Genomic DNA, 10540 nt, shown 5'->3' with positions numbered 1-10540 from the left:
GTCCGGCAGGGGCCGGTCTTGTCGTCCCACCGCAGCAGCGGGGCCGTCGGAACCCTGGTCATCGCGTCGTTGATGGCCGTCACCGCCGCGGGCAGGGCGGGTACGCCGTCGGCGCGGGCGGCGAACAGCGACCTGATCTGTTCGCGCAGCGACCTCAGTTGGGCCGCGCACATCTCCCGCATGCCGGCGTCGACGGGGGCGAGGCCGCGCTGGGTCAGCCAGTGGTTCGTCTGGGCGGGGGTGCCCAGGAGGTCCAGCGTGCGCCCGCCGGGCAGAGCGATCGCGGTGTTGGCGAGGGCGAGCGAGGGGTGCTCCACCTCGCCCTGTGCGGGCGGCGGGGCGGGTTGCTCAGTCACGTGCTCCTCCATGCTTCTCATGGTACGGCTTGCTTGTATCCGTGAGAAGCGGCTACGGTCGTCTCACGGTTCAACCACGCCTATCCGTGAGGTGCCTCATGTCCTCCCTGCCCGTGACGACCGACTTCCCCGTCCGTGTCCTCGGCGGCCCGACCGCCTTCTTCGAGTACGGCGGCCTGCGCTTCCTGACCGACCCGACCTTCGACGCCCCCGGCGACTACGGCCGCCCCGAGGGCCCGCTCCTGACCAAGACCGCGCCGTCCGCCGGCAGCCCGGGCGACCTCGGCCGCGTCGACGTGGTCCTGCTCTCCCACGACGAGCACCCCGACAACCTCGACACCTCCGGCCGGGCCCTGCTCGCCGGCATACCCCTGACCCTGACCACGCCCGGCGGCGGTGAGCGCCTGCGCGAAAGCCTCGGGGACAGGGTCAGGGGCCTGGCCGACTGGGAGTCCGTCGAGCTGGACCGCCCCGGCGGCGGCACGGTCACCGTGACCGGCGTCCCCGCCGTGCACGGCCCCGGCCCGCGCGAGCAGGTCGAGCAGCTTGCCGGCCAGGTCGTCGGCTTCGTCCTGACCAGCGAGGGCCTGCCCACCGTCTACGTCAGCGGCGACAACGCCTCACTGGATGCGGTCCGTGAGATCGCCGACCGCTTCGCCCCCGTCGACACCGCCGTGCTCTTCGCCGGCGCTCCCCGCTTCCCCGTCCTCTTCGACAACCAGGTCATCGTCCTGGACAGCGCGATGGCCGCCGAGGCCGCGCAGACCCTCGGCGCCCGCCGCGTCGTCCCCGTCCACTACGACAGCTGGGCCCACTTCACCGAAGGCGGCGACGCGCTGGAAGCCGCTTTCACCGCAGCCGGGCTCGCCGACCGGCTGGACTGGGGAAAGGGCGCCTGACCTGCCGCCCTTCCGCCGAGCGGAGCAGATCGCGCGTCTACTTCCGCCAGAACAGGTGATGAACCACCCCGCTCGGACTCGGCACGACATCGCGGTGGAAGCGGTCGAGCAGTTCCTCGGGCGACTCCCACAGCCGTGAGCCGGATCCGAGCACCACGCCGGGCGAAACGGTCACGTGCAGCGTGTCCACCAGGTCGGCGTCCAGGAACTCCCGGACGGTCATCGCCCCGCCGCCGAGCCGGACGTCCTTGCCCCCGGCCGCCTTGCGGGCCTGGGCGAGTACCTCGGCGGGATCCCCGCCCACGAAGTGGAACGTCGTGTCGGAGAGGGTGAACGAGGGGCGCTCGTGGTGCGTCATCACGAACACCGGCGTGTGGAACGGGGGCTCGTCGCCCCACCAGCCCTGCCACTCGTGGTCCTGCCAGGGGCCGCGCTGCGGGCTGAACTTGTTGCGGCCCATGATCTCGGCGCCGATGTTGTGGTGGAAGTCGCGCACCAGGTAGTCGTCGAGGCCGCGGCTCCCGCCCGGGTCGGTGCGGTTCGGCCAGCTCGCGGTCGCGCCGGCCCAGGCGAACATCGTCCCCGGGTCGGCGTGGCCGAACGGCCGCTCCAGGCTCTGGCCCTCACCGGCCCCGAATCCGTCACTCGAGACGTTGAAATTCTGCACACGCAGCAGCTGGGTCACGGCGCTCCTCCAGAGGTCGACGAGAGGGAGACCGCCCGGGCCGGCGAAACTCATCGGCACGGACCCGGCGGTCTCCCCCGGCTCACCCGGCCTGCGCCACCACGTGGTCGATCACCTGCTGGAAGTCCTCACTCGGCGAGAACTCCACCAGCTCGCTGTCCTCCAGCGCCACCGGCACATGGCCGGGGCCCCAGTAGTACGCCTGCCCCGCCTCGTACTCCTCCTCGCCCGCGGCCGTGCGCACCCGGAGCCGGCCCTTGAGCAGGTAGCCCCAGTGCGGGCACTGGCAGGCGTCGTCGGGCAGGCCCTTGAGGGCCGGGCCCATGTCCGTGCCCCGGGGGAGGGTGATGTAGCCCACCGAGAGGCCGCCGCCGATGGGCTTGGTGCGCAGTTCCACTCCGTCGCCCTGGAGGGCGACAGGTACGTCGTTCCGGGTCGCAGCCGTCATGGTTCCTCCGCTCCGGCCCGCCAGGGCCTCGAACGCCCCTCGTGAAACCCCCGTACCTCCAGCCTGGCCCGTCCGGCCGCGCCCCGCGACATCACGATCCGGTCAAGAGGTACCGCCGGGGGCTTGATTCAGACGGCTGTAATCGATTCCATGCTCCGGTCGATGTAATCGATTCCACGAGCACTCACCCGTGCTCCCCGACTGATCCACGAGGAGGTGGAGCGGCGGTGGCCAGCATCAAGGACGTCGCTGCCGAGGCCGGTGTCTCCGTCGCCACGGTCTCGCGCGTCCTGAACGACCACCCGTCGGTCAGCGCCGACGCGCGCACCCGCGTGCTGGCCGCCGTCGAGACCCTGGGCTACCGCCCGAACGCCGTCGCCCGCTCCCTGCGCACCGACCAGACCCGCACCCTCGGCCTGGTCATCAGCGACGTGATGAACCCGTACTTCACCGAACTGGCCCGCTCCGTCGAGGAGGAGGCCCGTTCGCTCGGCTACAGCGTCATCATCGGCAACGCCGACGAGCGGCCGGACCTCCAGGACCACCACGTACGCACCCTGCTGGACCGGCGGATCGACGGGCTGCTCGTCTCCCCGACGGACGGCGGCTCGCCGCTGATGCTGGACGCCGCACGGACCGGGACGCCCATGGTCTTCGTGGACCGGTGGATCCCGGGCGTGGACGTGCCGGTGGTGCGGTCGGACGGGCGGGGTGCCGTACGGGACCTCGTGGCGCATCTGTACGGGCTTGGGCACCGCAGGCTCGCCATCATCGCGGGCCCGGCGGCGACCACGACCGGCCGTGAGCGCGTGGAGGTCTTCCGTGAGGCGCTCGGCGCGTACGGGCTGGAACTGCCCGACGCCTACACGGGGCAGGGTGACTTCCAGGCCGAGAGCGGCCGACTGGTCACCGAGGGCTTCCTCGACCTGGCCGAACCGCCCGAGGTCGTCTTCGCCGCCGACAACCTGATGGCGCTCGGCGCGCTGGACGCGGTACGCGCGCGTGGCCTGCGCGTACCGGACGACCTCGCGCTGGCCGCGTTCGACGACATCCGGTGGTTCGTGCACACCGATCCGCCGATCACCGCGATCGCCCAGCCCACAGGCGAGCTGGGCCGGGCCGCCGTACGGGCCCTGGTCGACCGCATCGAGGGGCGGCCCGGCGAGTCCGTCACCCTCCCCGCCCGTCTCGTCGTACGCCGCTCGTGCGGCGAGAACCACACCCCAGTGCAAAGGAGCACGACGTGAGCGACGCGGACGAGTTGCTGCGCATCGAGGGCATACGCAAGACCTTCCCGGGCGTGATCGCGCTGGACGGCGTCGACTTCGACCTGCGCCGCGGCGAGGTGCACGTACTCCTCGGTGAGAACGGCGCCGGCAAGAGCACCCTCATCAAGATGCTCTCCGGCGCCTACACCCCCGACGCCGGGCGGATCCTGGTCGGCGGCCGGGAGACGCGCATCCAGGGCGCGCAGGACTCCGAGCGGCTCGGGATCGCCACCATCTACCAGGAGTTCAACCTGGTACCCGATCTCACGGTCGCCGAGAACATCTTCCTGGGACGCCAGCCGCGCCGCTTCGGGATGATCGACCGGAAGCGGATGGAGGCCGACGCAGAGGTCCTGCTCAAGCGGGTCGGCCTCTCCGTGTCGCCCCGCGCGCGGGTCCGCGACCTCGGCATCGCGCGCCTGCAGATGGTCGAGATCGCCAAGGCGCTCAGCCTGAACGCCCGCGTGCTGATCATGGACGAGCCGACCGCCGTGCTCACCTCCGATGAGGTCGACAAGCTCTTCACGATCGTGCGCACGCTGCGCGAGGACGGCGTCGGGATCGTCTTCATCACCCACCACCTGGAGGAGATCGCCGCGCTCGGCGACCGGGTGACGGTCATCCGGGACGGAAAGAGCGTCGGCCAGGTGCCCGCCTCCACGCCCGAGGACGAGCTGGTCCGGCTCATGGTCGGGCGCTCCATCGAGCAGCAGTACCCGCGCGAGCGGGCCGAGCGCGGCGCAGCCCTGCTGTCCGTCGAGGGGCTCACCCGTGACGGTGTCTTCCACGACGTCGGCTTCGAGGTGCGCGCCGGTGAGGTCGTCGGCATCGCCGGGCTGGTCGGCGCCGGCCGTACCGAGGTCGTCCGGGCGGTCTTCGGGGCCGACGCGTACGACAGGGGCACCGTGAAGGTCTCCGGCGCCCCGATCGCCAAGTACGACGTCAACGCGGCGATGACCGCCGGGATCGGTCTCGTCCCCGAGGACCGCAAGGGCCAGGGCCTGGTGCTGGACGCCTCGGTCGAGGAGAACCTCGGCCTGGTGACGCTGCGGTCGGCCACGCGCGGCGGGCTCGTCGACCTCAGGGGCCAGCGCGAGGCCGCCGAGCGGATCGCGAAGCAGCTCGGCGTGCGGATGGCGGGCCTCGGCCAGCACGTGCGCACCCTCTCCGGTGGCAACCAGCAGAAGGTCGTCATCGGCAAGTGGCTGCTCGCCGACATCAAGGTGCTGATCCTCGACGAGCCGACGCGCGGCATCGACGTCGGCGCCAAGGTCGAGATCTACCAGCTCGTCAACGAACTCACCGCCGCCGGCGCGGCCGTCCTGATGATCTCCAGCGACCTGCCCGAGGTGCTCGGCATGAGCGACCGGGTGCTGGTGATGGCCCAGGGCCGGATCGCCGGTGAACTCTCCGCCGACGAGGCGACCCAGGACGCCGTGATGGCACTCGCCGTCAGCACCCCGGCGACCACGAACCCGATCACCACCGGAACGGAGGCCTCCCGTGGCCACTGACACGCTCAAGAGCACGACGGGCGCGGGTGGCGCCTCGGGAGGCCTGCGCCGCCTCCTGCTCGACAACGGCGCGCTCACCGCGCTCATCGTCCTCGTCATCGCGATGTCGGCGCTGTCCGGCGACTTCCTGACGACCGACAACCTCCTCAACGTCGGCGTGCAGGCGGCCGTGACCGCCATCCTCGCCTTCGGCGTGACGTTCGTGATCGTCTCGGCGGGCATCGACCTGTCGGTCGGCTCGGTCGCGGCGCTGTCCGCCACGGTCCTGGCCTGGAGCGCCACTTCGGCGGGTGTGCCGGTCTTCCTCGCCGTCCTCCTCGCCATAGCGACGGGCATCGTCTGCGGCCTGGTCAACGGCATCCTGATCTCCTACGGCAAGCTGCCGCCGTTCATCGCCACGCTGGCCATGCTGTCCGTGGCCCGCGGCCTGTCCCTCGTCATCTCCGAGGGCTCCCCGATCGCCTTCCCCGACTCGGTCTCCCACCTCGGCGACACCCTCGGCGGCTGGCTGCCGGTGCCGGTCCTGGTGATGATCGTCATGGGCCTGATCGCCGCCCTCGTGCTCGGCCGGACCTACATCGGCCGCTCCATGTACGCGATCGGCGGCAACGAGGAGGCCGCGCGGCTTTCCGGCCTGCGCGTCAAGAAGCAGAAGCTCGCCATCTACGCCTTCTCGGGTGTCTTCGCCGCCGTCGCCGGTGTCGTCCTCGCCGCCCGCCTCTCCTCCGCGCAGCCCCAGGCCGCCGACGGCTACGAGCTGGACGCGATCGCCGCCGTCGTCATCGGCGGCGCCTCCCTCGCCGGCGGTACCGGCAAGGCCTCCGGCACGCTCATCGGCGCGCTGATCCTGGCCGTGCTGCGCAACGGGCTGAACCTGCTGAACGTGTCCGCGTTCTGGCAGCAGGTCGTCATCGGTGTCGTCATCGCGCTCGCGGTGCTGTTCGACACGCTGCGGCGCAAGGCGGGGGCGACGCCGGTGTCCGGTGCTTCCCAGGGAGGCAGGGGCAAGCAGGCGGCGACGTACGGGCTCGCGGCCGTGGTCACCGTCGCGATCGTCGGCGCGACGTCCTTCCTGCACAACGGCTCCTCCGCCACGAGCAGCCCCAAGATGGGTCTGTCGCTGTCCACCCTCAACAACCCCTTCTTCGTGCAGATCCGGGCGGGCGCCGAGGCCGAGGCGGAGAAGCGGGGCGTGGACCTGACCGTCACGGACGCCCAGAACGACGCCTCCCAGCAGGCCAACCAGTTGCAGAACTTCACCAGTTCCGGGCTCGGCGCGATCATCGTCAACCCGGTGGACTCGGACGCGGCGAGCAACTCCGTCAAGGCCGCGGACAAGGCGAAGATCCCGGTCATCGCGGTCGACCGGGGCGTCAACAAGGCGCCGGTGGACGCCCTGGTCGCCTCCGACAACGTGGCCGGCGGTGAACTCTCCGCCAAGACGATCGCCGACAAGCTGGGCGGCAAGGGCAAGATCGTGATCCTCCAGGGGCAGGCCGGCACGTCCGCGGCCCGGGAGCGCGCGCAGGGCTTCGCCAACGGCCTCAAGGCCTTCCCGGGCATCCAGGTCGTGGCCCAGCAGCCCGCCGACTTCGACCGCACCAAGGGCCTCGACGTCATGTCGAACCTGCTCCAGGCCCACCCCGACGTCCAGGGCGTCATCGCCGCCAACGACGAGATGGCCCTCGGCGCGATCAAGGCCCTGGGCTCCAAGGCCGGCAAGTCGGTTTCGGTCGTCGGCTTCGACGGCACGCCGGACGGACTGAAGGCGGTCGAGGGCGGCACGCTGTACGCGTCGGTGGCGCAGCAGCCGTCCCAGCTGGGGAAGATCGCCGTGGACAACGCCCTGCGGGCCCTGAAGGGCGAGAAGGTCGAGGAGACGGTGAAGGTGCCGGTGAAGGTGGTCACGAAGGAGAACGTGGCCGGCTTCAGCGGCTGACATCGGGGAACGGCCGGGCGGTTGTCCACAGCGTGGGGCGACCGCCCGGCCATGTCACTCACGTGGGGAGCAACTCATGAACGACTACGACCTCCTGGTCGTCGGGTCGGCCAACGCCGACCTGGTGATCTCGGTGGAGCGCCGGCCCGGTGCCGGCGAGACCGTGCTCGGCTCCGACCTGGCCGTCCACCCGGGCGGCAAGGGCGCGAACCAGGCGGTGGCCGCCGCCCGGCTCGGTGCCCGTACGGCGCTGCTGGCCCGGGTCGGCGACGACGCGCACGGCCGGCTGCTGCTGGACTCGCAGCGGGAGGCCGGCGTCGACACGGTGGGTGTCCTGGTGGGCGGCGCGCCGACCGGTGTGGCACTGATCACGGTCGATCCGTCCGGGGACAACAGCATCGTCGTCTCGCCCGGCGCGAACGGCCGTCTCACCCCGGAGGACGTCAGCGCGGCCGGCTGTCTCTTCCAGGGCTCCCGGGTGGTGTCGGCGCAACTGGAGATCCCGCTGGAGACGGTGGTGGAGACCGTACGGAGCCTGGCGCCGGAGAGCCGCTTCGTACTGAACCCCTCGCCGCCGCGCCCGCTTCCGCAGGAGGTGCTGGCGGCCTGCGACCCGCTCATCGTGAACGAGCACGAGGCGAAGGTGATCCTGGGCGCCTCCGCCGTCGGGGACACCCCCGAGGACTGGGCGCGGATCCTCCTTGCCAAGGGCCCGAGGTCGGTGGTGGTGACGCTGGGCGAACAGGGCGCCCTGGTGGCGTCGGCGGAGGGCGTCTCGCGTGTCCCGGCCGTGAAGGTGGACGCGGTGGACACCACCGGCGCGGGCGACTCCTTCACCGCCGCGCTGGCCTGGCGGTTGGGGGCGGGCGAGTCCCTGGCCCAGGCGGCGGCGTACGCGGTGCGGGTGGGGGCCGCGACCGTGACGAAGAAGGGCGCGCAGGCGTCCTTCCCGACGGCGGCGGAGGTCGCTGCCCGGTGAAGAAGAGCGGAATACTGAACCGCCACCTCGCCGGTGCGCTGGCCGAACTCGGGCACGGCGACGGGGTGCTGGTGTGCGACGCGGGCATGCCCATCCCCGACGGCCCCCGGGTGGTGGACCTGGCCTTCCGGGCAGGGGTGCCGGCCTTCGCCGAGGTGCTGGACGGGCTGCTGGCCGAGCTGGTGGTCGAGGGGGCGACGGCGGCGCAGGAGCTGCGGGAGGCCAACCCGCAGGCATGGTCGCTGCTGGAGGGGCACTTTCCCGGGCTGCGCCTGGTGTCGCACGAGCGGCTCAAGGAGCTCTCGGCGGGGGCCCGGCTGATCGTCCGCACGGGCGAGGCACGGCCGTACGCGAACGTCCTGCTGAGGTGCGGCGTCTTCTTCTGACACCCGTGCCGACAGCCGTTCCTGCACCCGATCCGACAGCCGTTCCGACACCCGCGAAAGGCTTCCGAACGGTTTCGAGGGGGCCCGGTCCGTCGACCGGGCCCCCTCGGCTTTTCCCCTCCCGTCAGGAACCCCCGCGATCCCCCCGGATCCCCCTCCAGAAGTCCTGACGCCTAGTACGACCCCGGGAGGGCGGAAAGGGTTGCACGGCAAGGTAAGAAATTCTTGCCGGATTCTCGAGGGGCCCCTGCCGGGGCCGTGACGGGCCGCCCTAGGTTGACACCATGAGCCTCTTCGACAAGCTGACCGGGACGACCCGCCCCGCCGACGGTGTCGCTCCGCGTCCGGCCGAGGAGGTGCGGACGGCCCTGCTCGGCCTGGACCGGCCCGACGTGCCGTACGTCATCCGGAACGGCGCCGCCGGGAGCGCTGACCTGGTCGCGGAGTGGCGAACGGCCGATCCCGCCTGCAGACCCTCTTCGTCCGGCCGCAGCTGACGCGCGCCGTCCGGTTCCGGATGCGCCTGGTCCCCGAGACCCACGAGGTGCGTGTCGTCGAGGAGGGGCGGGAGGTCACCCGGGTCGGCGACCCGCCGCGGCTGAAGATCTCCGGGCGGTACACGCGCGGGCCCGACCGGACTGTCTCCCGCCACGACACGATCGGCCGCGGGGCGGACGGCCGACTCGAAGCGACGGAGACCTGGCGCTTCGACAGCGCGGAGCTGCGCGACCCCCTCAGGAACGCGGTCCTCACAGCGGGCTGGACGTGGCGCTCAGTGGTCTTCGGACGGCTGTGAGCACGCGGGTGAGACCACCGTCGTCCTCCTCGATGTCGCGCACGTGCGCGAACCCGATCCGCCCGAGCAGGCGCAGCGAGGCCTCGTTCTCCGCGGCGACTGTGGCGTGCACCTCGGTGAGCCCGAGCGTTCCGAAGCCGTACGTCACGAGCGCCTCGGCGAGCTCCGTCCCGAGTCCGCTTCCCCAGGCCCCGGGGGACAGCGCGTAGACGATCTCGTGCCCGTCCACCTCGTCGGTCCGCTTGATCTCCGCGTGCCCGACCAGTCGCCCGTCGCGACGGACCGCCCACACGTCGAAGAGGTTCTGTGCGTAGACCTTGCTGAAGATCCGCCCGAACAGGGCCCGGTCGTCCGCCTCGGGAGAGAGCCCGTCCCCCATCCAGCGGGAGACCCCGGGGTCCTGGAACAGGGCGACGAAGTCCTCTTCGTCGCCCGGGGCGTAGGGGGTGAGGAGCAGGCGCGGGGTGCGCAGCGTCGGAGGCATGGGAACGGACGCTAGCCAGCCCGAACGCGAGCGGCAATCGGCTTTCGCGAGGTACCGGCGAGGGCCGTTCCCCGACGGCATCCGCCTGCCGCGGTTCGTCCGCTCCCGCGGCGTGGCGTTCTCACCGTCGCAGGCTGTAGCTCACCATCGACGCCCCCACCACCGACCCGAACGCCGGCAGCAGGAACTGCGCGAAGGCCTCGAAGCCCCATACGATCCCCGCGCACGCCGCCGTGATGTTGATGGCCAGGGACATGATCCACAGGGCGACGCTCTGGGCCTGGGGTGACATCGTTCCTCGTCGTCATTCGGGGCGGGGGAGAAGGCAAGGGGCCGGGCCGGAAATCAGCCCGGCCCCGGGCTGGGCAGCGGGCGGAATTCCGGCGCGGGTGCCCGGTGCAGCGGAGGGGAGCCGGGGGTGTTCCCGTCCGGAGCGGAAGGTCCCGGAGCCACGACCGCGTGCTCCCCGGAGATCGCCGGGGCCATCACGAGCAACGGCAACGTGCTGATGGCGCACAGGGCGACGAGGAGGGTGCCCGCCGTGTACGCGCGCACAGGGACGCTCGGGCCTGGGGAACGCATCGGCATCACGGTCGCTCCGGAATCGGATCCGCCCCCCAATTTGACGAACCCCTGAATTCTTCCACGGGAAAGGATCACAAAAGGGGCGGCCGGGATGCTTGAACTGTAAAGCTTCGGTCTCTTCTGTGAACTCGCCGTGAAAGGTGAAGCCTTGGCCGCATACTGATCGGTCGCTTTATGCGAGGACCGCCGACCGTTCCGGCC

The 10540-nt window shown here is 71.5% G+C and carries 12 protein-coding genes and 1 pseudogene; 7 read left to right on the top strand and 6 right to left on the bottom strand.

All coding sequences use genetic code 11. The annotated features are described in order from the left end of the window. The coding region (locus tag C1J00_RS07350) for an ABATE domain-containing protein (RefSeq protein WP_180989448.1) at positions 1–368 on the bottom strand (368 nt) is incomplete at its 3' end. A gap of 86 nt (positions 369–454) precedes the next feature. Between C1J00_RS07350 and C1J00_RS07345 the strand changes: the two genes are divergently transcribed. Beyond that, positions 455–1255: an MBL fold metallo-hydrolase gene (locus tag C1J00_RS07345; RefSeq protein ID WP_102908218.1), complete on the top strand. Its 801-nt coding sequence runs from the start codon at positions 455–457 to the stop codon at positions 1253–1255. Positions 1256–1292: 37 nt separating this feature from the next. Here the strand turns inward: C1J00_RS07345 and C1J00_RS07340 are convergent, their stop codons facing one another. Then, the gene (locus C1J00_RS07340; RefSeq protein WP_102908219.1) at positions 1293–1940 is read right to left on the bottom strand and encodes a dihydrofolate reductase family protein; all 648 of its coding nucleotides are present in this window, start codon (positions 1938–1940) and stop codon (positions 1293–1295) included. Positions 1941–2022: 82 nt separating this feature from the next. Then, entirely contained in the window at positions 2023–2388 is a 366-nt protein-coding gene (locus C1J00_RS07335; protein WP_102908217.1) for a cupin domain-containing protein, read from the bottom strand. Positions 2389–2615: 227 nt separating this feature from the next. On the opposite strand from C1J00_RS07335, the gene C1J00_RS07330 reads away from it, so the two are divergent. The 6 genes and pseudogenes from C1J00_RS07330 to C1J00_RS07305 all read left to right on the top strand — a co-directional run bounded on the left by C1J00_RS07330 (position 2616) and on the right by C1J00_RS07305 (position 9270). Beyond that, complete coding sequence (locus C1J00_RS07330; protein ID WP_102908216.1) at positions 2616–3635, top strand: LacI family DNA-binding transcriptional regulator; 1020 nt, start codon at positions 2616–2618, stop codon at positions 3633–3635. Continuing rightward, the gene (locus C1J00_RS07325; protein ID WP_102908215.1) at positions 3632–5170 is read left to right on the top strand and encodes a sugar ABC transporter ATP-binding protein; all 1539 of its coding nucleotides are present in this window, start codon (positions 3632–3634) and stop codon (positions 5168–5170) included. Before C1J00_RS07330 ends, C1J00_RS07325 begins: the two co-directional genes overlap by 4 nt. Further along, complete coding sequence (locus tag C1J00_RS07320) at positions 5160–7109, top strand: ABC transporter permease/substrate-binding protein (RefSeq protein WP_102908214.1); 1950 nt, start codon at positions 5160–5162, stop codon at positions 7107–7109. Before C1J00_RS07325 ends, C1J00_RS07320 begins: the two co-directional genes overlap by 11 nt. 76 nt (positions 7110–7185) lie before the next feature. Beyond that, positions 7186–8088, top strand: coding sequence for a ribokinase (locus C1J00_RS07315; protein ID WP_102908213.1), 903 nt, complete (start codon positions 7186–7188; stop codon positions 8086–8088). Next, positions 8085–8474 carry a D-ribose pyranase gene (rbsD, locus tag C1J00_RS07310; RefSeq protein WP_102908212.1) on the top strand — a complete coding sequence of 130 codons (390 nt, stop codon included), beginning with the start codon at positions 8085–8087 and terminating at the stop codon, positions 8472–8474. The genes C1J00_RS07315 and rbsD overlap by 4 nt, the downstream gene beginning before the upstream one ends. A 284-nt stretch (positions 8475–8758) precedes the next feature. Further along, positions 8759–9270, top strand: a pseudogene (locus tag C1J00_RS07305) (hypothetical protein). Here C1J00_RS07305 and C1J00_RS07300 read toward each other — a convergent pair. The 3 genes from C1J00_RS07300 to C1J00_RS44615 all read right to left on the bottom strand — a co-directional run bounded on the left by C1J00_RS07300 (position 9224) and on the right by C1J00_RS44615 (position 10336). Next, positions 9224–9754 carry a GNAT family N-acetyltransferase gene (locus C1J00_RS07300; RefSeq protein ID WP_102908211.1) on the bottom strand — a complete coding sequence of 177 codons (531 nt, stop codon included), beginning with the start codon at positions 9752–9754 and terminating at the stop codon, positions 9224–9226. The pseudogene C1J00_RS07305 and the gene C1J00_RS07300 sit on opposite strands and share 47 nt — an antisense overlap. 121 nt (positions 9755–9875) lie before the next feature. Continuing rightward, entirely contained in the window at positions 9876–10046 is a 171-nt protein-coding gene (locus C1J00_RS45105) for a hypothetical protein (protein WP_180989447.1), read from the bottom strand. A 53-nt stretch (positions 10047–10099) separates the two neighbouring features. After that, a complete protein-coding gene (locus C1J00_RS44615) occupies positions 10100–10336 on the bottom strand; it encodes a hypothetical protein (protein ID WP_146046144.1) in 237 nt (78 codons plus the stop codon). Between the last annotated feature and the right edge of the window lie 204 nt (positions 10337–10540).

The sequence above is a fragment of the Streptomyces cahuitamycinicus genome (assembly GCF_002891435.1).
Lineage (GTDB): Bacteria > Actinomycetota > Actinomycetes > Streptomycetales > Streptomycetaceae > Streptomyces > Streptomyces cahuitamycinicus.
This window is presented reverse-complemented; position numbering and strand designations above follow the sequence as displayed.